The organism is Mycobacterium sp. DBP42 (assembly GCF_005924235.1).
GTDB classification, from domain to species: Bacteria; Actinomycetota; Actinomycetes; order Mycobacteriales; family Mycobacteriaceae; genus Mycobacterium; species Mycobacterium syngnathidarum.
Window position 1 is genome coordinate 35,246 of record NZ_VCMY01000005.1, and the last position, 19,546, is coordinate 54,791.

At 65.4% G+C, this 19,546-nt stretch carries 25 protein-coding genes; 11 read left to right on the plus strand and 14 right to left on the minus strand.

Annotated elements, in window-relative coordinates; all coding sequences use genetic code 11:
• Positions 1–54: 54 nt before the first annotated feature.
• Entirely contained in the window at positions 55–618 is a 564-nt protein-coding gene (locus E0T84_RS07805) for a TetR/AcrR family transcriptional regulator (RefSeq protein ID WP_138744185.1), read from the plus strand.
• On the opposite strand, the gene E0T84_RS07810 is transcribed toward E0T84_RS07805, so the two are convergent.
• The 3 genes from E0T84_RS07810 to E0T84_RS07820 all read right to left on the minus strand — a co-directional run bounded on the left by E0T84_RS07810 (position 605) and on the right by E0T84_RS07820 (position 4,010).
• Complete coding sequence (locus E0T84_RS07810) at positions 605–1,489, minus strand: formylglycine-generating enzyme family protein (RefSeq protein ID WP_070185490.1); 885 nt, start codon at positions 1,487–1,489, stop codon at positions 605–607. The two genes, E0T84_RS07805 and E0T84_RS07810, sit on opposite strands and share 14 nt — an antisense overlap.
• 75 nt (positions 1,490–1,564) lie before the next feature.
• Entirely contained in the window at positions 1,565–2,464 is a 900-nt protein-coding gene (locus E0T84_RS07815) for an HAD family phosphatase (protein ID WP_138744186.1), read from the minus strand.
• 1 nt (position 2,465) lies between these two features.
• Complete coding sequence (locus E0T84_RS07820; RefSeq protein WP_138744187.1) at positions 2,466–4,010, minus strand: arylsulfatase; 1,545 nt, start codon at positions 4,008–4,010, stop codon at positions 2,466–2,468.
• 196 nt (positions 4,011–4,206) lie between these two features.
• On the opposite strand from E0T84_RS07820, the gene E0T84_RS07825 reads away from it, so the two are divergent.
• Together E0T84_RS07825 and E0T84_RS07830 are read left to right on the plus strand one after the other, a co-directional pair.
• A complete protein-coding gene (locus E0T84_RS07825) occupies positions 4,207–5,280 on the plus strand; it encodes a tellurite resistance/C4-dicarboxylate transporter family protein (protein ID WP_138744188.1) in 1,074 nt (357 codons plus the stop codon).
• Position 5,281: 1 nt separating this feature from the next.
• Positions 5,282–5,557 (plus strand): dsRBD fold-containing protein, encoded by a 276-nt coding sequence (locus E0T84_RS07830; RefSeq protein ID WP_138744232.1) that lies wholly within the window; start codon positions 5,282–5,284, stop codon positions 5,555–5,557.
• Here E0T84_RS07830 and E0T84_RS07835 read toward each other — a convergent pair whose 3' ends face one another.
• The 4 genes from E0T84_RS07835 to E0T84_RS07850 form a co-directional block, all read right to left on the minus strand.
• Positions 5,558–6,643: an NAD-dependent epimerase/dehydratase family protein gene (locus E0T84_RS07835; RefSeq protein WP_138744189.1), complete on the minus strand. Its 1,086-nt coding sequence runs from the start codon at positions 6,641–6,643 to the stop codon at positions 5,558–5,560.
• 63 nt (positions 6,644–6,706) lie between these two features.
• Complete coding sequence (locus E0T84_RS07840) at positions 6,707–6,919, minus strand: exodeoxyribonuclease VII small subunit (RefSeq protein WP_070944721.1); 213 nt, start codon at positions 6,917–6,919, stop codon at positions 6,707–6,709.
• Between the two features lie 11 nt (positions 6,920–6,930).
• Positions 6,931–8,196, minus strand: coding sequence for an exodeoxyribonuclease VII large subunit (xseA, locus tag E0T84_RS07845; RefSeq protein WP_138744190.1), 1,266 nt, complete (start codon positions 8,194–8,196; stop codon positions 6,931–6,933).
• The gene (locus tag E0T84_RS07850) at positions 8,193–8,774 is read right to left on the minus strand and encodes a lipid droplet-associated protein (protein WP_138744191.1); all 582 of its coding nucleotides are present in this window, start codon (positions 8,772–8,774) and stop codon (positions 8,193–8,195) included. The genes xseA and E0T84_RS07850 overlap by 4 nt, the downstream gene beginning before the upstream one ends.
• A gap of 52 nt (positions 8,775–8,826) precedes the next feature.
• Between E0T84_RS07850 and E0T84_RS07855 the strand changes: the two genes are divergently transcribed.
• Positions 8,827–9,840 carry a 4-hydroxy-3-methylbut-2-enyl diphosphate reductase gene (locus E0T84_RS07855; protein WP_070944675.1) on the plus strand — a complete coding sequence of 338 codons (1,014 nt, stop codon included), beginning with the start codon at positions 8,827–8,829 and terminating at the stop codon, positions 9,838–9,840.
• Between the two features lie 27 nt (positions 9,841–9,867).
• On the opposite strand, the gene E0T84_RS07860 is transcribed toward E0T84_RS07855, so the two are convergent.
• A complete protein-coding gene (locus E0T84_RS07860; protein ID WP_171054948.1) occupies positions 9,868–11,070 on the minus strand; it encodes a DUF6542 domain-containing protein in 1,203 nt (400 codons plus the stop codon).
• An 84-nt stretch (positions 11,071–11,154) separates the two neighbouring features.
• Here E0T84_RS07860 and ychF point away from each other — a divergent pair, with 84 nt between their 5' ends.
• The 3 genes from ychF (at position 11,155) to E0T84_RS07875 (ending at position 12,940) form a co-directional block, all read left to right on the plus strand.
• A complete protein-coding gene (gene ychF, locus E0T84_RS07865) occupies positions 11,155–12,228 on the plus strand; it encodes a redox-regulated ATPase YchF (protein ID WP_138744192.1) in 1,074 nt (357 codons plus the stop codon).
• Between the two features lie 83 nt (positions 12,229–12,311).
• Positions 12,312–12,530 carry a type II toxin-antitoxin system VapB family antitoxin gene (locus E0T84_RS07870; RefSeq protein WP_070944678.1) on the plus strand — a complete coding sequence of 73 codons (219 nt, stop codon included), beginning with the start codon at positions 12,312–12,314 and terminating at the stop codon, positions 12,528–12,530.
• Positions 12,527–12,940 carry a PIN domain-containing protein gene (locus tag E0T84_RS07875; protein WP_070944679.1) on the plus strand — a complete coding sequence of 138 codons (414 nt, stop codon included), beginning with the start codon at positions 12,527–12,529 and terminating at the stop codon, positions 12,938–12,940. The genes E0T84_RS07870 and E0T84_RS07875 overlap by 4 nt, the downstream gene beginning before the upstream one ends.
• A 156-nt stretch (positions 12,941–13,096) precedes the next feature.
• On the opposite strand, the gene E0T84_RS07880 is transcribed toward E0T84_RS07875, so the two are convergent.
• Positions 13,097–13,504, minus strand: a complete 408-nt coding sequence (locus E0T84_RS07880) for a VOC family protein (RefSeq protein WP_371725704.1) — start codon at positions 13,502–13,504, stop codon at positions 13,097–13,099.
• 226 nt (positions 13,505–13,730) lie between these two features.
• Here E0T84_RS07880 and E0T84_RS07885 point away from each other — a divergent pair, with 226 nt between their 5' ends.
• Both E0T84_RS07885 and E0T84_RS07890 read left to right on the plus strand, forming a co-directional pair.
• Positions 13,731–14,090, plus strand: a complete 360-nt coding sequence (locus E0T84_RS07885; RefSeq protein WP_138744194.1) for a DUF1801 domain-containing protein — start codon at positions 13,731–13,733, stop codon at positions 14,088–14,090.
• 109 nt (positions 14,091–14,199) lie between these two features.
• On the plus strand, positions 14,200–14,541 hold the full coding sequence (locus E0T84_RS07890; RefSeq protein ID WP_138744195.1) for a DUF1801 domain-containing protein: 342 nt from the start codon (positions 14,200–14,202) through the stop codon (positions 14,539–14,541).
• Between the two features lie 83 nt (positions 14,542–14,624).
• Here the strand turns inward: E0T84_RS07890 and E0T84_RS07895 are convergent, their stop codons facing one another.
• The 3 genes from E0T84_RS07895 to E0T84_RS07905 form a co-directional block, all read right to left on the minus strand.
• Entirely contained in the window at positions 14,625–16,055 is a 1,431-nt protein-coding gene (locus E0T84_RS07895; RefSeq protein WP_138744196.1) for an aldehyde dehydrogenase family protein, read from the minus strand.
• A 155-nt stretch (positions 16,056–16,210) separates the two neighbouring features.
• Positions 16,211–16,618 (minus strand): hypothetical protein, encoded by a 408-nt coding sequence (locus tag E0T84_RS07900; RefSeq protein WP_138744197.1) that lies wholly within the window; start codon positions 16,616–16,618, stop codon positions 16,211–16,213.
• Between the two features lie 101 nt (positions 16,619–16,719).
• Positions 16,720–17,400, minus strand: a complete 681-nt coding sequence (locus E0T84_RS07905) for a guanylate cyclase (RefSeq protein WP_120765011.1) — start codon at positions 17,398–17,400, stop codon at positions 16,720–16,722.
• Positions 17,401–17,441: 41 nt separating this feature from the next.
• Between E0T84_RS07905 and E0T84_RS07910 the strand changes: the two genes are divergently transcribed.
• Complete coding sequence (locus E0T84_RS07910; protein ID WP_120765005.1) at positions 17,442–17,612, plus strand: hypothetical protein; 171 nt, start codon at positions 17,442–17,444, stop codon at positions 17,610–17,612.
• Between the two features lie 25 nt (positions 17,613–17,637).
• Here the strand turns inward: E0T84_RS07910 and E0T84_RS07915 are convergent, their stop codons facing one another.
• A complete protein-coding gene (locus E0T84_RS07915; protein WP_070944684.1) occupies positions 17,638–17,826 on the minus strand; it encodes a hypothetical protein in 189 nt (62 codons plus the stop codon).
• Positions 17,823–18,695, minus strand: coding sequence for an alpha/beta fold hydrolase (locus E0T84_RS07920; RefSeq protein ID WP_070944723.1), 873 nt, complete (start codon positions 18,693–18,695; stop codon positions 17,823–17,825). The genes E0T84_RS07915 and E0T84_RS07920 overlap by 4 nt, the downstream gene beginning before the upstream one ends.
• Before the next feature lie 99 nt (positions 18,696–18,794).
• On the opposite strand from E0T84_RS07920, the gene E0T84_RS07925 reads away from it, so the two are divergent.
• Positions 18,795–19,430: a TetR/AcrR family transcriptional regulator gene (locus tag E0T84_RS07925; RefSeq protein WP_239253218.1), complete on the plus strand. Its 636-nt coding sequence runs from the start codon at positions 18,795–18,797 to the stop codon at positions 19,428–19,430.
• The last annotated feature ends 116 nt before the right edge of the window (positions 19,431–19,546 follow it).

The window sequence follows — 19,546 nt, forward strand, 5'->3', positions numbered from 1 at the left end:
GAGTGATTGAGAAAGATCCGGTAATCTGTCTCATCATGCGATAAATTCGTATCTATGTCTCCCAAGAGCGCGGACTGGTTGGTCGGCGGCGACCGCCGAGCCGAAGCCGCCGAGCGGATCTACGCCGCGGCCGCTGAGATGGCCGCGCGTGATGGGTTCGACGCGCTGGACATCGACGCGCTGGCCGCCCGGGTGCACTGCTCGCGGGCGACGATCTACCGGCATGCGGGCGGCAAAGCGCAGATCCGCGACGCCGTGCTTGCGCGGTTGGCGGCGTCGATCGTCGCGGAGGTGCGTCGGGCGGTTGCCGGCATGACCGGATCCGAACGTGTGTTGGCCGCGATTACCGTTGCGCTGCAGCGTATTCGCGCCGATCCGCTGTTCGCGCTACTGCTCGGCTCACTGCGCAGTGGGGGCGCGATGGCGGATCTGACGCAGTCCCCGGTGCCGGCCGCGTTCGCCACCGAACTCACCGGGCTGGCCGAGGACGATCCGGTGGCCGCGGCGTGGATCGTGCGGCTGGTGTTGTCGTTGTTGGTCTGGCCCGGTGCCGGTGACGCGGCCGAACGAGAGATGTTGGAGCGCTTCGTCGCCCCGGCCTTCGTCAGGATCGCCTGACACATCGAAAACCGATGTGGCTCATACCGGTATCGACCATTTGCGGCCGCCGCGCGGCCGGGCGGTAGCGCATGCAGTAGCTGTCGGCGCACAGGAACGAGCCGCCTTTGATCACCTTGCGACCTATCTGGAACTGCGGCTGGTTCGGGTCGTAGGTGTCGGCGGCACAGCACGGCGTGGTGGTCCGGTCCTCGCCATACCAGTCCGTGGTCCACTCCCAGACATTGCCGGCCATGTCGAAAAGGCCGTAGCCGTTGGGGGCGAAGCTTCCGACCGGTTTCGTTGTGCCATAACCGGTGTCGGGCAGGTACGGGAATTCGCCGTGCCAGTAGTTCGCCAGGCGCTGGCCGGGCTGCTCCGGCTCGTCACCCCAGGTGTACGCCGCACCGGAGATACCGCCACGGGACGCGGTCTCCCACTCGGTCTCGCTCGGCAGTTCCAGGCCCGCCCAGTGCGCATATGCGGCGGCATCGTCAAAGGCAATGTGTACCACGGGATGCTGTTCGCGTCCCTTCAGTGACGAGCGAGGCCCGCGCGGGTGGTTCCAGCACGCCCCGGGCCTCCATGCCCACCATTGGTTGATGTGGCGTAGGTCCACCGGGCCGGCCGTGCGCTGGAACACCATGGAGCCGGGCACCAGGTTTTCCGGTGGGGCGCCGGGGAAGTCCTGCGGGTCGACCGGCCGCTCGGCGACCGTGACATAGCCTGTGGCCTCGACGAATTCGGCATACTCGGCGTTGGTCACCTGATGGCGCTGGATCCAGAAGCCCGCGGTGCTCATCTCACGCGCAGGTGCCTCCTCTGGGTAGTGCGCGTCAGAGCCGAGGATCGTCGTCTGTGCCGGGATCCAGACCAGGTCGGCTCCGGTCATGCGTTGACCCTGCGGTGAGGGCGAGGGTTACTCGCAGTTGTGGGCCCTGGACGCAGAGTCGACGTCGGTGCGAACTCAGTCAAAGACCGTGGTCCAATCGTCGCGCATACTCGCCACCGTCCAGCCACGGTCCGCGGCGAGCCCCAACACGTTCTCCGCTCCTGTGGTGTAGTCGAATTCGCGTGCAGCGTCGTCGTGACGCACCAGCAGGCCCAACGACGGACCAGGCCCGCCCGCGGTGTACTCCAGCATCTGGATGTCGCCGTTGGAGTTGCCTGCCGCGAAGATCGGCCGACGGCCGATGCGGCCCCAGATACGCACTGCTTTGACCGGACCGTCATTCAGGAACTCCGGTGTGGCAGTTGTCTTGAGCTGACCGTCGACGAAATCCAGTCCGACGGAACTGCCGATCACCCGTTCCGGCGGGACGCCGTACATCGATGCGGTCACCGGCCGCATGAAATCACGACCACCGCCGGAAACGATGTAGTTGGTGAAACCGTTGGCCTCCAGATATCGCAGCAACTCGATCATCGGCAGATATCCGCAGGCCGTGTACGGTCGCCCCAGCATCGGGTGCCGCGCCTCGGCGAAGAATGCCTTGATGTGGTCCGCATGATCCTCGACGGTCAGCCCGGCGTAAGCCGAAAGTATGCCTCCAACGAGGATTTTGAGTGCCGAATCATCGCCGTTGTAGTGCTTGGTGACGGCGTCGCCGAACCAGCCGAGGTCGCCGGCGGCGGCCGCGGTGTAGGGCTGTCGGGCGGCCAGTGCAGGGTCGGCGGCGGCTTGGTCGGCCAGCCGGCGCACCAGGAAATCCAGCTGGATGTAGGCGGGCTTCTCACACCACAGCGTGCCGTCGTTGTCGAACACCGCTACGCGCTCTTCGGGCGGTAGCTCGCTGCAGGCGCGCCCCACGAAGTCGACGATCGCCGACTTCGTGGGGCCGTCGTTCCAGGACGGTAGTGCGCCCAACTCAGCCGCCGATCGATTCGAGATACTTGTTCAGTTGTTCCACGGCGTTCTTGATGGTGAACGATGCCGGCTCGCGCCGCGGCGGGAATTCCTTGAACGTATCCAGAAACTGGGTTACGAGCGCGTTGGCCATGAACACCAGGAAATCGTGGTCGAAGTACCAGTCCCAATAGGTGTTGGACGTGATGTCGGCACGTTCGTAGGGATCGGTACGTAGGTTGAACAGCTTCGGTGCCCGCAGGACGGTGAACGGCTCGAACCAGATTTGCAGTGTGCCCTGGCAGCGCTGCTCCATGAACACGATCTTCCAGTTGTCGATCCGTACGCCAAGCACGTCACAGTCGTCTGAGAAATACACCATCCCACGGCGCGGACTCTTTTCGACTTCGCCGGTGAGGTACGGCAGCAGGTTGTACCCGTCGATGTGGACCTTGTAGGTCCTGTCACCGGCCCTATGACCCGTCTTGAGCTTCTCGACGATGTCTGCGTCCCCGGCAGCGGCGAGGAAGGTCGGCAACCAGTCATGGTGCTGCACGATCTCGTTGGAGATGGCGCCGGCTTTGATCTTCCCGGGCCAACGGATCATTTCGGGGACGCGGAAGGCGCCCTCCCAGTTGGTGTTCTTCTCGCTGCGGAACGGAGTGGTGGCACCGTCGGGCCAGGTGTTGGCGTGCGGGCCGTTGTCGGTGGAGTAGATGACGATGGTGTCCTCGGCGATGCCCAGCTGGTCGAGGGCGTCCAGCAGCTGACCCACATTGCGGTCGTGGTCGACCATCGTGTCGTGGTATTCGGACTGCCACCGGCCGGCCTGCCCGCGACTTTCGGGCTTCGTATGTGTCCGGAAGTGCATGTGCGTGGTGTTCATCCAGGCGAAGAACGGTTTGCCCGCTTCATTTTGGCGCTTGATGAAGTCGATGCATGCCTCGGTGGTTTCGTCGTCGATGGTCTCCATGCGCTTCTTGGTGAGCGGCCCTGTGTCCTCGACCCGCTGTTTGCCCAGTGGTCCGAATCGCGGATCGACTTCCTCTGATTCCTCTTCAGTGGCCCACGAATGCACCACGCCGCGGGGCAGCATCTTGGCCCGAAGCTGCGGCGCCTCCTCTTCAGTTGGGTAGTCAGGGTTTTCCGGCTCTTCCTCGGCGTTGAGGTGATACAGGTTGCCGAAGAACTCGTCGAAACCGTGTGCGGTGGGCAGGTACTTGTTGAGATCGCCGAGATGGTTCTTGCCGAACTGGCCGGTGGAATAACCGACTGACTTCAGCAGTGTCGCGATCGTCGGGTCCTCGGGTGACATGCCCATGTCGACGCCTGGCATGCCGACTTTGGACAGGCCAGTGCGGTACACACTCTGGCCGGTGATGAAGGATGAACGTCCGGCGGTGCAGCTTTGTTCACCGTACGAGTCGGTGAAAATCATTCCCTCGTGGGCGATGCGGTCGATGTTGGGCGTTCGGTAGCCCATCAACCCCATGCTGTAGCAGGACAGATTGCTGATTCCGATGTCATCGCCCCAGATCACCAGGATGTTGGGTTGCTTGTTCGCCATTGTGCAGGCCTCGCTCTCGTATCGAATTTATTGACGTAGGTGGCGCGAGTCATCCCAACGCTATTCGCCCGCTCACGGATTGACGCCGGACTGTCGGCTATCTCAGGGAAAATTCAACTATCGAGTCGACGGCTTCGCTCGCCTGTCGCCGGAAATTTACGCGTCGGCCCGCTGATGCGGTGGTATGACCAGAGCCATGAGCCAGCCGACGGTCCGCGAGGCAGTGCGCACCCTGCATCCCGGCTACTTCGCACTCGTCATGGCCACCGGGATCATGTCGATAGCGATGACCTATCACCGCCTGCACGCGCTTTCGGTTGCGTTGTTGTGGGTGGCGGGCATCGCGTATCTGGTCCTGGTGGTGCTGACGGTCATACGCACCCTCACGTCGCGTCGGGAGTTCATCGCCGACCTGACCGACCCGAGCCGTGGTTTCGCCATGTTCACGTTCGTGGCCGCGACGTGTGTGGTGGGCACCCGACTGGCTACCGACGGTCACTACGGGCTGGCATTCGGCTTGCTCGGTGTGGGCTGGGTGACGTGGATGGTGCTGGGCTATGTGGTGCCGTGGACGGCGGTTCTCGGTCAGGCCGTCCGCCCGGTGCTCCAGAGTGCCAACGGCACCTGGTTCATCTGGGTGGTCGCCAGCCAGTCCGTCGCGGTGCTGGCCGCGGCGTTGCAGCCCGAAATCGCCGTGGGCCGTTCAGAATTGGCGTTGTTGGCAGTGTTCTCGTGGTCGGTCGGGATATTTCTGTACGGCGCCGCGGGGATCTTCGTGGCCATCCGGATGCTGGTGTACCCGTTACGGCCCGCCGATCTCACACCGTCGTATTGGGTGGCGATGGGCGCCACCGCCATCACGGTGGTGGCCGGAGCTCGGATCGTGGAGATGGCCGACGCGCCGATGGTCGCGGCGACTCGTGGCCTGATCGCGGGAACGTCGGTGTTCTTCTGGGCCTTCGGCACCTGGCTCATCCCGCCGTTGGTCGCGGCCGGGATCTGGCGCCACTGGGTCCATCGCATCCCGTTGCGTTATGACGCCACGCTGTGGAGCGTGGTCTTCCCACTTGGCATGTACGGCGTGGGCGGCCACTATCTCGGCCAGGCCGACCAGCTGCCGATCGTCGAACGCATCGGCTACGTGGAGAGCTGGGTCGCGCTGGCGGTGTGGGCGCTGGTATTCGTGGCCATGCTGCGTCACCTGTTGCTCACGCTGTGGCCTGGTGCCCGGGACGTATCGAGCGCACCCTTGAAGGTGGAGGGTGATTGACATGTACGACAAGGATCTGACCAACAAGTGGCTCGTCGAGATCGAGTTCTCAGAAGACGAGATCCACACCCATGCCTCGGCTCGGGCGCAGGTACGTGAAGACACGATGTCCGCGACCGGAGACGCGTACCGGAACCCCAAGGATCCAGGAGCGCCGATGATCGGTGAGGAGATCGCGGCGGCGCGCGCGCTCATCGCACTGGGCAGCGATCTGCTGCATGCCGCCTCGGCACGTATCGAGCAGTCCACGCACCACCCGGTGCACCTGTACCGCTGATCAGGCGGTGACGGGCTGCTTGGCCCCGGACTCCATTTGGCGGAACATGTCGACGTAGTAGGGCATGCACTCGGCCATGGCCTGTTCGGTGGTGAACAACGGCTCATAGCCCAGGTCGCGCTTGGCCTTGGCGATCGAGAAGTAGTTGTTCAGGTAAAGGCGTTCCACCGCAAGGGGTTCGATCAGCGGCTCGGGCAGGGCGAACTTGAAGTGCAGCCACTGCCAGGCCATCATCACCTTGTGTACCAGCTTGCCTGACACGTAGAACGTCGGTAGCTTGCGGCCGCACGCCGCGATCACCGGGCGAGCGAACTCGAACATGTTGAGCGGCTCGCCGTCGTTGATGAAGTAGGCCTGGCCTGGTGCGGTGCCGCCCGGAACCAGGTGCTCGCCGGCCAGGATGAACCCGTGGATCAGGTTGTGCACGTAGGAGTTGTCCAGCTTGATGTTCTTGTTTCCGACGAGCACCTTGACGTGGCCGGCCAACACGTTCTCGAACACCTTGCGGAACATGGTCTGATCGCCGCGGCCCCAGATGCCGCTGGGCCGGATCGAACACGTGAGCATGCCCCGCTCGCCGTTCTGGGCGAGGACGAACTTCTCGGCGACCACCTTGGTCTCGGTGTAGAGGTCGTTGAACCGCGCGGTGTACGGCATGGTCTCGTCACCGTTGACGATGTCCTGTCCGCCCATCACCACGCTGTTGGAGGCGGTGTAGACGAAGCGCTTGACGCCTGCCTCCTGGGCTGCGTGCACCAGGTTCTTGGTGCCCTCGACGTTGACGGCGAAACTGCGCTGTCGGTACTCCTCGGTGACCGAGGCGCCGCCCATCAGGTCGATGATGGCCGCGGTGTGGATGACGGTGTCGATGTCCTTGACGGCCGCGGCCACGGTCTGCTTGTCGCAGATGTCGCCCTCGACGACCTCAAGGCCGGCGTGGTCGCCCAGCGGCGACGGTGCGCGGTCGAACGAGCGCACCGTGTATCCGCGGTCGAGCAGCTCGGTCACCAGGTTGGCGCCGACGAAGCCGGAGCCGCCGGTGACCAGGACGCGGCCGAGTTCAGTGGTCAGAGATGCGTCACCCATGCCGGGCAGCTTAACTGAAACAGGTTCCAGTTTCGAATGAGAATGGCGAGATTGGTTGCTGAATCAAGTTTCGTCGGACTCTCGGGCAGCCAGCGCCTGCTCCACACGTTGCCGAGCTCCGGCTAAGTGCTCCTCGCAGCGTTGTGCCAGCTTCTCGCCACGTTCCCACAAGTTGAGCGAAGCATCGAGGTCCAGCCCTCCTTGCTCCAGCTGCTGCACCACAGCGATCAGCTCGTCACGGGCCTCTTCATAGCCCAATTCACTAATAGGCTTCATGCTCACGATCCTCACGCCCCTTCTTCGCTAGCGTCACTGACGGCTGCAGCTTCATTGCCGTCGCTGACGGCGGTGATCACTCCGTCGGACACCCGCACCCGTAATCGGGTGCCTTCTGGCGCGTCGGCCACGCAGCGGAGAACCGTCGGCGCCCCGGCCGCCGGGACCGCCTGGACCACTGCGTATCCGCGGGCCAGCGTCGCCGCCGGGCCGAGAGCGGTCAGCCGAGCCGACAGATGGCCCACGGTGTCGGCCTCCGCGGTGATCAGCCGGGTGATGTCGCGTTGGGCGGTGCTGCGGGCGCGCGTGATCTCCTCGGCCCGAGCGGTCAGCGCCGCCAGCGGCTGCGCCAGCACCGGACGGCTGCGCAACTGCTCCAGGTGGTGCTGCTCGCGGTGCACCCAATTGCGTAGCGCGCGGGCGCTGCGCCGGTGCAGATCGGTGATCAGCGCCTGTTCGGCGGCCGCGTCGGGAACGATCCGCTTGGCCGCGTCGGTCGGGGTGGCCGCGCGCACGTCGGCGACCAGATCGGACAGGGGAGTGTCGGGTTCGTGGCCGATGGCGCTGACCACCGGGGTGCGGCAGGCGACGATGGCCCGGCACAGCGTCTCATCGGAGAACGGCAGCAGATCCTCGACGCTGCCGCCGCCGCGCGCGAGGACGATGACGTCGACGTCGGGGTCGGCATCCAGGGCTGCCAAGGCTTCGATGATCTGCGGCACCGCGTTGGGCCCCTGCACGATGGTGTTGCGGATCGCGAAGCGCACCGCGGGCCAGCGGCTGCCCGCGACGGTGGTCACATCCCGCTCAGCGGCCGAGGCGCGACCGGTGATCAGACCGATGGTGTTGGGCAGGAACGGGATAGGGCGCTTGAGGCGTGGGTCGAACAGTCCTTCGGCTTCCAGCAACCGGCGCAGCCGTTCGATCCGGGCCAACAGCTCACCGACACCGACCGCGCGAATCTCGTTGACCCGCAACGAGAATGTACCGCGTCCGGTGTAGAAGTTGGGCTTGCCGCAGATGATCACCTGGGTGCCCTCGGTCAGTTTGACCGGTGCGTTGCGCACCAGATCGCGCGGGCAGGTCAGGGTCAGGGACATGTCCGCCGCCGGATCCCGCAGCACCATGAAGACGGTCTTGGAATCGGGGCGGACCTTGAGTTCGGTCAGCTGGCCCTCGACCCACACCGTGCCGAGCCGGTCTATCCATTTGGCGACGCGGGTCGCCACGGCGCGCACCGGCCAGGGGTTCTCCGGTGATTGACCCGGTTCGGTCACTTCGCGGTCGCGCGGGTGATCCTGTTGGCGAGCAGCGTGACGAACGGTGCACGGGCCCGGCCGGCCTCTTCGTAGGCCAGCAGCGCCTCGAGGTCGGCCACCCGCAGGGAGGTCAACCGCGCGCGCAGCTGCGCCAGCGTCAGCGTGTCGTACCCGAGCTCGCCGGCGATGGCCGGCGAGCCCGCGGCGGTGGCGCCGCCGGCCTTGCCGTTCGTCGAACCGGCCGATTCGGGTTCCCCGGTGCTGTAGAGGGCGAACCGGCCCTCGGTCCGTCGCTCACCGTCGTCGGAGCTCCCCGCGTCGGCGTCGTCCTCAGAGTCGGGGCCGGAATCGAGATCCTCGTCGAATGTGGCCCACTCCGGCTGCTCATCCTTGGGCGGAAAAATCTGCTCGAGTGTCTCGTCGCCCTTGACCACCAGCTCAGCGAGGTTCTGCTGGACGTGCATGACAAGGTTGGCCGCCTGACTGGCCACCGTCATGGGGTAGGTCAGGATCGTCTGAGGCAGCTTGCGGGTTTCTTCCAGAGCGGTCGCAGCCGCACCAACCAGCAGCCGGACCCCATACGGTGCAGTTCCCATGGCCACAGCCTACGGCTGGCTCCGTTGCGTTGTAGCCCCGTACCCTGGAGACATGCCGTCGACAATCAACATGGGTATCCCGGGTGCCACCAGCTCGGTGAGGTCAGGCGGCGGTTCGCAAGCCTCCGGCAAACGGGTTCTGCTGGCCGAGCCACGCGGATACTGCGCGGGTGTGGACCGTGCCGTCGAGACCGTCGAGCGCGCCCTGGAGAAGCACGGCGCCCCGGTCTACGTGCGCCACGAGATCGTGCACAACAAGCATGTGGTGGAGACGCTGGCCAAGGCCGGCGCCATCTTCGTCGACGAGACCGACGAGGTGCCCGAAGGGGCAATCGTGGTGTTCTCGGCGCACGGTGTGGCGCCGACCGTGCACGAGACCGCCGCCGAGCGCAGCCTGCAGGTGATCGACGCGACCTGCCCGCTGGTCACCAAGGTGCACAACGAGGCCAAACGATTCGCCCGCGATGACTTCGACATCCTGCTGATCGGCCACGAGGGCCACGAAGAGGTGGTCGGCACCGCCGGTGAAGCGCCCGACCACGTCCAGGTCGTCGACAATCCCGACGCGGTCGACAAGGTCACGGTGCGTGACCCGGAGAAGGTGATCTGGCTGTCGCAGACGACGCTGAGCGTCGACGAGACCATGGAGACGGTGCGCCGGCTCCGCGAGAAGTTCCCGACGCTGCAGGATCCGCCGAGCGACGACATCTGCTACGCGACGCAGAATCGCCAGGTTGCCGTCAAGGCGATGGCCCCCGAGTGCGAGCTGGTGATCGTGGTGGGTTCACGTAACTCGTCGAACTCGGTGCGGTTGGTCGAGGTGGCCCTCGGCGCCGGTTCGAAGTCCGCGCATCTGGTGGACTACGCAGAAGACATCGACCCGGCCTGGTTGGCGGGCGTCTCCACCGTGGGCGTCACCTCCGGGGCGTCGGTGCCCGAGGTCCTGGTGCGCGGTGTGCTCGAGCGGCTGGCCGACTACGGCTACGGCACCGTGCAACCCGTCACGACTGCCAACGAGACGTTGGTGTTCGCGCTGCCGCGAGAAATCCGTCCGCCGCGTTCCTGAGCGGGCGCGCTGCCGACGAGGCGCCGATCAGTCGTCGTAGTCCCACGAATGGCGGCCCCCGGTGGCCGTGCGCCTCGGTGCCCGTGGCCGCGTGCGGTGTTCCACGCGGTGGTCTTCGTCCTCAGATCCGCGATAACGCACCCGCGACACCGGGTGGTGCGTCGAGCGGCCCGACCCGGTCGGCGGGTCGAATGAGTCCTCGAACGGCTGGTAGTCGTCGAATCGACGGCGCGGCCGCTGCGGACGCTCGCGTCCGGCGTCGAACCCGCCCGTATCGCGACGCTCCGGCGGCGGCTGCTTGCGCGGTTCGCGCGGTTCGCGCGGCTGGGTCCGCACCCGCCGGCGAGGTTCGCCGGTTCCGGGCTCGGCTGCGCGCGGAGGCCTGGGCCGCCGCGGCCGCTCGGGAACGGCGCTGTCGAGTTCGCTGCCGAGATCGTCGCCGACGCGGCGGCTCGGCCGAGGGCGTGGCGCCGCAGCGGTCCGCTTGGTGGGCCTGCGTTCGCCGCGGGGACGCCCGGAGGCCGGTGCGGCCGCGCCGGCTGCACCTGCACCGGGCTCGGTGCCCGGCGGACGCCGACGTCGAGGTCGTTCGGACGGGCGCCGCTGCGGCGGGGCATCTGCCGCGGCGGCCGACTGGGCTGTGCGGTCCCGGCGTGTCGACACAGTGGCGGGTTTGCGGAGGACCAGCCCGGAAAGTTTCTCTGTGACGGATGACACAATTCCCGCCATCGGCGTTGCCATGGCCGGTTTCGCCCGGGCGGAATCGGCCGACTCGGCCTCGTTGGTCCCGCGATGCGAGGTCAGGTCGACATACCACCGACCAAGCCCGATCAGCAGCACCGCAGCCGAAAGGAACAGCATCAGCGGAAAGCGTTCTATCAGCGGGTATCCGCAGTTGATCGCGAGGTCTTTCATGCCGCCCATTTGGCCGCCGTGGAACAGGAAGTAGGCCCCGGGCACGGCGACGAAAAGTATTAGTGGGGGCTGGATCACGGCGGTGAACAGACCGGCCTGCTGCACCAGCAGGACAGCCGCAAGGCAACCGAGCGAATAACAGACCGCGAATACGGCGCTGAGCTCGCGATCACCCGAACCGGCATCGAAAGCAAAGCCGATCGCGGTAGCCGTGACCGCGATCAGCACAGCTCCCCACCACGGCACACCGGCGAAACGCGGGTGTACAGAGCGATGGTCAGCCGGCACTGCCGACTGTGCGCGCTGTCCTGACACACGTAGACCGTACCGGCTCAGTCTGGCCGCGTGCTGCCAGCTCGCGCTGGCGCGCCTGTCACACCGGCTTAGACTGTGGTCCCTGTGAGCCTGAACCTGGGAATCGTCGGTTTGCCGAACGTCGGAAAGTCGACTCTGTTCAATGCCCTGACCCGTAACGACGTGTTGGCGGCCAACTATCCGTTTGCGACCATCGAGCCCAACGAGGGCGTGGTTCCGCTGCCCGATCCCCGGCTGGACAAGCTCGCCGAGATTTTCGGCTCGGAGAAGATCGTTCCGGCACCGGTGACGTTCGTCGACATCGCAGGCATCGTCAAAGGCGCCTCGGAGGGTGCCGGCCTGGGCAACAAGTTCCTGGCCAACATCCGCGAGTGCGACGCCATCTGCCAGGTGGTGCGCGTGTTCGCCGATGACGACGTGGTGCATGTCGACGGGCGGGTGGATCCCCGGTCCGACATCGAGGTGATCGAGACCGAGCTGATCCTGGCCGATATGCAGACGCTGGAGAAGGCGGTGCCGCGCTTGGAGAAGGAGGCCCGCAACAACAAGGAGCGCAAGCCGGTCCTGGACGCGGCAGTCGCGGCGCAGGCGGTGTTCGACGACGGCAAGACTCTCTTCTCGACCGGCAAGGACTGGTCGATCCTGCGCGAGCTGAACCTGATGACCACCAAGCCGTTCCTGTACGTGTTCAACGCCGACGAATCGGTGTTGACCGACGAGGCGAAGCAGGCCGAGCTGCGTGCCCTCGTGGCCCCGGCCGACGCGGTGTTCCTGGACGCCAAGATCGAATCGGAGCTGATCGAGCTCGACGACGCGTCGGCCAACGAGCTGCTGGAGTCGATCGGACAGACCGAACGCGGCCTCGACGCGCTGGCCCGCGCCGGCTTCCACACCCTGCGACTGCAGACCTATCTGACCGCCGGGCCGAAGGAAGCGCGGGCCTGGACCATCCACCAGGGCGACACCGCTCCCAAGGCGGCCGGCGTGATCCACACCGACTTCGAGAAGGGCTTCATCAAGGCCGAGGTGGTCTCCTTCGACGATCTCGTCGAGGCCGGGTCGATGGCGGCTGCCAAGGCCGCGGGCAAGGTCCGGATGGAAGGCAAGGACTACGTGATGGCCGACGGGGACGTGGTGGAGTTCCGCTTCAACGTCTGAAGGCGGCAGCGTATGCAGTGAAGTCCGAGAGGACTGCGATCCCTGTTATATAGTTACTCATATAACACCAAAGGGGGAGCATCATGGCTGTCACCAGCGTGGACCTGGATCCGGAACTGATCGAGCGTGCCAGGGCGCTCACGGGTGAGCGATCGAATCGGGCCGTTCTGGATCTCGCATTGCGTCGGCTCATCGCCTCGAAGCAGAAGGGCGCAATGATCGACGGCATCGGGGGATTGGCCGACCTCCCTGCCGAGTTGGGTGCGCCCGTGATCTCGCCGGACACAACCGAGACCTCGTGACGGACTACCTCGTCGACAACTCGGTCTGGGCGAGGTTGGCCACTCGAGACGAGGGGATCACCGCGCGGCTGCGGCGCATCGAGCGAGCGCCAGCCGACCTGTTCGTCACATGTCCGCCGCAGGTGCTCGAGTTCTGCCACAGTGCTCGTACGTCCGAAGAGCACGCGCACTATCGCGAGCAGATCTCCCTCGGCTTCCCGCTCGAGCGTGCGCCCGACGAATCTTTGGTGCTCGAAATTCAAAGCGCCCTGTGGAATTCGGGCCTTGTGCGGGCGGCTGGGTCGCTCGACATCCTCATTGCCGGGTATGCCATCGTCAACGATGCGACTGTGCTCGCTGCAGACCACGACTTCGGCCACATCGCCAGGGTTGTCGAACTGAGCCACGAGTACATTGCGCCGTCGGCGTGACGTTGTTTCGCGCTGGAACGTGGTGGAGTTCCGCTTCAACGTGTAGTGCCGTTGACTCTGCGGCTATGGTGGCGTGCTCTCGAAGTTTTGCGCCCTGACCGCAGAGCCAACGGGTACCGACGTTGTGTCGGTAACGCGATCTAGTGGAGCCCCGCGTCAACGTCTAGGGGCGGCCCTGTCGAAATACTGCACCAGGCAGAATTCATGACCCTCGGGATCCAGCATGTTCAGCACGACCCCTTCGTCGTAGTCATGCCGGAAGCCGGAAAAGCGTCCACCCAGTTCCTCGACCCGGTGACGCCCGGTGTCGATGTCGTCGACTTCGACGTCCAGGTGGATGCGTACCTTTCCGGCTTTCGGTTCGGCTACGCGCTGGAAGGTGAGGCGGGGAAACTGTCCCGCGCGTGAGCCCACAGTCGCCCAGGCCGGATCACCTCCGTGTTCACTCGACACTGGAATGCCGAGCAGGGTCGCCCAAAAGATCGACAGCCGAACCGGATCGACGCAATCGATGGTTACTCCGGACCAACGGCTGGCCATCGTCTCTCCCGGTGTTCTAGGCATTGCGGTGCTCGAGCAGATCCTATGCGCGGCGGCCGTTATCGGTGAGCCGTGTTAGCGTGAGCGGCGTGGCCGGCTATGCCTGCCACGTTCTGCGCTTCCAGGTGAACGATCGCCTGAATCATTGCGGAGGGGCCTGAGCCGATCAGGACATGTCCGAAATGGGGTGCTGCGTCAACTGGCGCCAACTCCACTGCGCCGGTAGATCGATACCGGCTCACGAAAGGACATGACAGTGGCCAACAAAGACGACAAGAACCTCAAACAGGTCCTCGACAAGATCGCGGGGATGGATGAGCCCGCGCGGGGTGTCATGCGGCGCATGCACGACGTGATCGTCGCTGCGGCACCCGAGCTCAAGCCACGCATCTGGTACGGCATGCCGGGCTACGCCAGGTCCGCGAGCAGTCCCGTCCTCGTCTTCTTCCGCAACGACGAGCTGATGAGCCTAGGGGTGAGTGAGAAAGCCACGCTCAAGCCGGCCGGAGCCAAGGACGGGCTGTTGATTCCCGCGGCCTGGTACTTCGACGGCCTGGACGAGGCCACCGAGCAGCGTGTCGCGGAGATCGTCCGCGCCGCCATCGCCTGAGCGCGCCAGCGGCGAGCGTGGCGGATATGCGCGCATCAGGTCCAGTTCTCGTGCATGGGTCCACGCTCGCCAGGCGGTCGCTACCGTCGGTCGGCGTACATTGGCGGACGTGAGTGGGGATTGGCGCGTCGATCGGGTCGATGAGATCCGGTCGTTGATCAAACAAGCCGAACCCGACGTGGTCGAAGAGATCAAGTGGCGCAAGCCATCCAACCCTGACGGTGTGCCCGCGTTCTCGCTGGATGGCCTGATCTGCACCTTGGAGATGTACAAGGGCAAGGTCAAGGTGAACTTTGCCAAAGGTTCGTCCGTGAAAGACCCCGACCATTTGTTCAACGCGAGCCTCCAGGCTCCAGTCGGGCGTTCCATCGATCTGCGACAAGACGACGAGTTGGATGCGGACGCGTTCAAAGCGCTGATCCAAGAGGCAGTGCGCGTCAACCGCAGGTAGCGCCCTGACCGACCCCTCGGGCCTCACCTGGGATCGGTGGCGCGCGAGCATCTTGGCCGCCCGAGGGGCGGCCCGAGCCCTGGTCAGAACAGCTTGCGTGCCAGCTTCCAGGCCCGGTCGGTGTAGGGCGGGTACAGGATCTGGGACAGATCGGGCCGGGTGGGTTTGGTCAACACCGTCTTGGCATGGCTGAACTCCTGAAAGCCCCAATGTCCGTGGTAGGCACCCATTCCGGAGTTGCCCACCCCGCCGAAGGGCAGCCGGGTGGTCGATGCCTGGAATGCCACGTGATTGATCAGCATTCCGCCTGCCGGCACCTCGGACACCACACGATTGCGCACCGATCGAGATCGACTGAACAGGTAGGCGGCAAGTGGTTTGGGCCGGGAGTTCACGAAATCGATTGCATCGCTGACAGAATCGACCGTGATCACCGGAAGGATCGGCCCGAAGATCTCCTCGGTCATCAGCGGCTCGGAGGGATCGGGGTTGAGCACCACGGTCGGCTCGACGGTGAGCGACGACCGGTCGATGCCGCCACCGAAGGCGATGTCCCCGCGGGTGTCGATCAGATATTCACCCAACCGCTCGACATGGTCAATGTTGAGGATCGGCATGCCTTTTGGTTGGCCCGCCCGGTAGCGAACCCAGGAATCACACAGTCGGTCGACGAAGCGTTCGGCGACATCTCGGTGGGCGAGAACGTAGTCGGGAGCGACGCAGACCTGCCCCGAATTGATGAGCTTCGTCCACCCGATCCGGGCGGCCGCGACGTCGACATCGCAATCATCGGCGAGGATCACCGGGCTCTTTCCGCCCAGTTCCAACGTCACAGGTGTCAGATGCCGGGCCGCTGCCGCCAGGATCTTGCTGCCGGTCGCTGCTCCGCCGGTGAAGAAGATTCGGTCGAACTGCTGCTCGATCAGCAGTTCGCTGGCCGCGCGCCCGCCTTCGACGACCACTGCCGCCTCACGGTCGAGGTAGCGCGGGAGCAGTTCCGCCAACAGTCGTGACGTCCGCGGTGCGAACTCGGAAGGCTTGATCAGCACGGTGTTTCCGGCTGCGATGGCGCCGATGGCGGGGCCCAAGGTCAGGAGGAAGGGTAGGTTCCAGGTCCCGATGATCAGGACGGTGCCGTACGGCTCGAACTCGACCCAGCCCCGTCCGGGTAGTTGGGGTAGTTCGAGCATCCGTCGGTCGCGCCGCATCCAGCGCTTGACATGCTTTGCGGCGTAACGTGCTTCGGCAACTGTGCCGGCGATATCGGTCAGCCAGGATTCGAAAGGTGGGCGGCCCAGATCCGCCGATAGCGCTTCGATGATCGCGGTCTCATTGTCGGTCATCATCTGCGCGAGTCGGTTCAGCTGATCCGAGCGCCACTGGGCCGATCGTGTCCGGCCGCTGTGGAAGGTCGTCCGCAGGGTCTTGGTGATCCGGCTGGCGTCGACCTCGGTCAGCTGGTCAGCGACCGCTGCTTGAGCGGTATTGCCGTTCCTGGATGTTGTTTCCGTCATCGTTGCCCCCTTGTTTCGTGAATAGCCATTCACATAAATCCCCAACAATGATTCTGCTTGTTGATTACTCGGCTATATACCACAAGCATTGTACAAGAACGGACATTAACATAATGCCCTCGGCGGAGGTCGGGAAGACCGTCGAAATGCGAGCGCTACAGCCCGCCGCAACGTGAGGGGGCCAGGATGGGCGACCACGGTGGGCAATCGGCCGGCAGCGGCTGCGGGGGAGCGGGCGGCGGCGGCGGGCCCAGAACGGGCGGCGGCGGAGCCTCATGCGGGACGCCGTGCCAGGGATAGATCGTGTTGGATGCGATGTCCACGACGCCGTCTGAGTTCCAGTACCAGTCATGGCAGATGTTGACATCCCAGGCGATGACGTGGCTGCCCGGTATCGGAGGATCGCCGGGACACCAGTGGGTGCACGTGAGTCCGTCCGGGCAGTTCCCGCCCTGATAACTCGGGCCGAAAGCCGGGTCCGCATGGCCGACAGCCGCCCCTGAGCCGGCCACGACCAGCCCGCCGGCCACGGCGATGGCCGCCAATCGTGCAATGCGATCCATGGTGGCTCCCCTCCTTTGGGGTGCTGCTCACCAGGCCATTGTGCCGCGATTACGGTACGTGAGACAGAGTTCGGCCGGAGTTTCTCGCCGTAGCCCGCGCGTCAGTCGACGATCACGGAGATCTCGTCGCCCAATCGGTAGCCGCTGGCCAGCGGCAGCTGGTCACCGCTCCAGAACGAGCCCGGATCGAACCAGTTGTAGTGCTTCTCGGTGGACAGCAAACCCATCTCCTCGTAAGTGATGGCCACCGTCTCCGCGCAGTAGGCGGTTTCCAGCCCGACCTGCCGGGTGCGAGACTTCTTGCGTTCGGCGGACTCACGAACCTTGTTGTGCACAAATGGAATTCCCCGGGTGAAGTCACTGATGACCGGTACCCGGCCGCGCAGCCAGCGTCCGGTCAGTCGCGCCGTGGTGGGAAAGGCGGTGCCGTTCATCCGGGCGATCACTTTGAGCAGCTGGTCCTCCTGCTCGCGAGATGCGAACGGGGTGAGCTGGCGTAACCAGCAGCGCTGCCCGTAGTTGTGCGCCCAGCGCTCGACGGCTTGGCGGGCATCGTTGAGCTGCACTCCGCGATGGTTGGTGGCAGTCCAGATGTCGAGCAGCTTGTCGCCGAGCTCGGCGTGCCAGATCAGCGGCGGCAGGTCGTCGATCGCGACCGTCATCCCGACATGGTTGACCGGGCTGTTGGTCAGGGTCTGGATTGCGCGGTCCGGCCCCGAGCCACCGCGGAACAGCCAGATGTCGCCCGTCCGAGTTTCCTCCAGTGCCTTGGTCAGAGCCACCGTGTTCGCTTTCACAAGCGAAGCTTAGGCACACTGAGAGCATGCGCAGCATCTGGAAGTGGATAGGGCTGGCCGGTGTCGCGGGGGTTGTCGCCGGCGGCGTCATAGTGGCGCGGGACCAACGCCGCCGCAATGCCTACACCCCGCAGGACATCCGGGAGCGGCTCCACCGGCGGTTGGCCGAAGCCGAAGGGGCCGAGCAAGCACGATAGGCCGGCATGGTTGGTCAGCCCTCGGTCAGTACCCGGTCCGGGGTGTCGGCGTAGGAAGATGCCGTAGCAGACAGACACGGGCCGCGCCGCCTGAGCCCAGACCGGTTACCGCGGTGAGCTTGTCGTCGCGCAGATTGGGCACCGTCTGGGCCGTCGCGGGCAGCTCGGGTTCGCGCAGAAAGCTGAAGCCGACAGCGTCACGCTCGGCGTTCACCGCGCGACGAACTCCACGACGACCTCGGAGAACGCGTCGTTGTCATCGCCGGCGGCAGTGTGCCCCGCATCGGACAGCTCGACGAACTCGGCGGCGGGCACCTTCTCCAGGAAGTCCTGCACCCCTTGGGGGCTGACCACATCGGACAGCTTGCCGCGGATCAGCAGGATCGGAATGGTCAGCGCCATCGCGGCGTGTTCGAGCTTCTCCACCCGCACGAACGGGTCGTCCTCGGGTTTGGTGAGGAAGGCCGGATCCCAGTGCCAGTACCAGCGCCCGTCGCGCAGCCGCAGGTTCTTCTGCAGGCCCTCCGGGCTGCGCGGCTTCGTGCGGTAGGGCAGGTAGGCCGCAACGGCCTCGGCCGCCGCTTCAAGGGAGTCGAAGCCATCGACGTTGGTGAACATGAAATCGCGAATGCGGGCGCTACCGCTCTTCTCGAACCGCGGCACCACGTCGACCAGGATCAGCTTGGTGACCAGTTCCGGGCCGGCCTCATGGGCGGCCAGGATGCTGGTCAGCCCACCCATGCTGGCCCCGATCAGCACCGCCGGGCGTCCGAGCTGGTACAGCACCTGCTGCACGTCAGCGGAGAGCGCCTCCACCGAATAGTTCGCGCTCGGCGAGCGGTCGCTGTCGCCGTGACCTCGTGCGTCGAGCGCGATCACGTGCAAACCGCGATCGGCCAGGATCTGCCCGGTGTTCTTCCAGGAGTACCGGTTCTGTCCGCCGCCGTGCAGTAGCAGGACGGTGGGACGGTCGGCAGCGGACGCGGCGTCTCGGTTCCACTCGTCGCCGACCAGGTTCAGGTCATCGACTCCCCGGAACGTGACGGTGCGTGACTCGCTGTGCTCGGTTTTCCCGGTGCTCACGGACATTCCTCTCGGCAGGCCCCGGGAGGTCACGTTACCCAGGTGGGTTTTCGCCACATCTGCGACCCGCGCGGCGTGGCGTTCCTAGAATCGGCAATCGTGCAGAGCGAGCCAGGTGCCGAGGCGAACGACGTGATGGCAGCGGAACGCCACGCGATCATCAAAGCCGCCTTCACCTGCCTGTCCGAGCCCCACGATGGTGCGGTGCCGATAGCGGCGGTGCTGGCTCGGGCCGGGTTGTCCACCCGGGCGTTTTATCGCCATTTCGAATCCAAGGATGCCTTGTTCCTGGCCATGCAGGCGAGTTCGGGCAAGTCGCTGGGCCGTCGGCTCGACCAGATCGCCGCCGACCAGGACGGTGCTCCCGCCGAACTGCTGGCGCGCTGGATCAGGGTGTCGTTCGACGTGATGCGCGATGCGCGGCTGCGTGGGCGCGCGATTGTTCTGGATTCGGAGGAGGTCCGTGCGGCCAGGGGCTACCAGTCGGTGCAGGAACAGTGGCGCTTGGACCGCGAACGTGCGTTGGCCGGTCTCCTGCGCCGCGGCCGAGACGACGGATCGCTTCCGTTGACCAGACCGGAGCGGGATGCAGCGGCCATCCGCGCGGTGGTCAGTCACGAGTTGTCACGTCTGACTCCCGAGGGCGATTGGGAGTCAGCGTGTGCGGCGGCGTTGGACTTTGCCCTGCGTGCGGTCGGGGCGCGCACAGCCTGCCGGGAGCCTGGCAGCTCGTAGCGACCCGGACCGGCGGCCTATCCGGGACTGCCGGTACCGCTGGTGACGGTGTGACCGGTGCCACGTACTTTGGACCGCACGCGTGCCATCGCACGCACCACGTAAGGGCCACCGAG

Coding starts and splice junctions, on each gene's coding strand:
- E0T84_RS07880 (WP_371725704.1), bottom strand. CDS start 13,504: ATGCCTAGAACACCGGGAGAGACGATGGCCAGCCGTTGGTCCGGAGTA.
- E0T84_RS07900 (WP_138744197.1), bottom strand. CDS start 16,618: ATGGATCGCATTGCACGATTGGCGGCCATCGCCGTGGCCGGCGGGCTG.
- E0T84_RS07835 (WP_138744189.1), bottom strand. CDS start 6,643: ATGGGTGACGCATCTCTGACCACTGAACTCGGCCGCGTCCTGGTCACC.
- E0T84_RS07840 (WP_070944721.1), bottom strand. CDS start 6,919: ATGAAGCCTATTAGTGAATTGGGCTATGAAGAGGCCCGTGACGAGCTG.
- E0T84_RS07870 (WP_070944678.1), top strand. CDS start 12,312: ATGGCTGTCACCAGCGTGGACCTGGATCCGGAACTGATCGAGCGTGCC.
- E0T84_RS07885 (WP_138744194.1), top strand. CDS start 13,731: ATGACAGTGGCCAACAAAGACGACAAGAACCTCAAACAGGTCCTCGAC.
- E0T84_RS07855 (WP_070944675.1), top strand. CDS start 8,827: ATGCCGTCGACAATCAACATGGGTATCCCGGGTGCCACCAGCTCGGTG.
- E0T84_RS07805 (WP_138744185.1), top strand. CDS start 55: ATGTCTCCCAAGAGCGCGGACTGGTTGGTCGGCGGCGACCGCCGAGCC.
- E0T84_RS07910 (WP_120765005.1), top strand. CDS start 17,442: ATGCGCAGCATCTGGAAGTGGATAGGGCTGGCCGGTGTCGCGGGGGTT.
- E0T84_RS07820 (WP_138744187.1), bottom strand. CDS start 4,010: ATGGCGAACAAGCAACCCAACATCCTGGTGATCTGGGGCGATGACATC.
- E0T84_RS07895 (WP_138744196.1), bottom strand. CDS start 16,055: ATGACGGAAACAACATCCAGGAACGGCAATACCGCTCAAGCAGCGGTC.
- E0T84_RS07830 (WP_138744232.1), top strand. CDS start 5,282: ATGTACGACAAGGATCTGACCAACAAGTGGCTCGTCGAGATCGAGTTC.
- E0T84_RS07825 (WP_138744188.1), top strand. CDS start 4,207: ATGAGCCAGCCGACGGTCCGCGAGGCAGTGCGCACCCTGCATCCCGGC.
- E0T84_RS07850 (WP_138744191.1), bottom strand. CDS start 8,774: ATGGGAACTGCACCGTATGGGGTCCGGCTGCTGGTTGGTGCGGCTGCG.
- E0T84_RS07810 (WP_070185490.1), bottom strand. CDS start 1,489: ATGACCGGAGCCGACCTGGTCTGGATCCCGGCACAGACGACGATCCTC.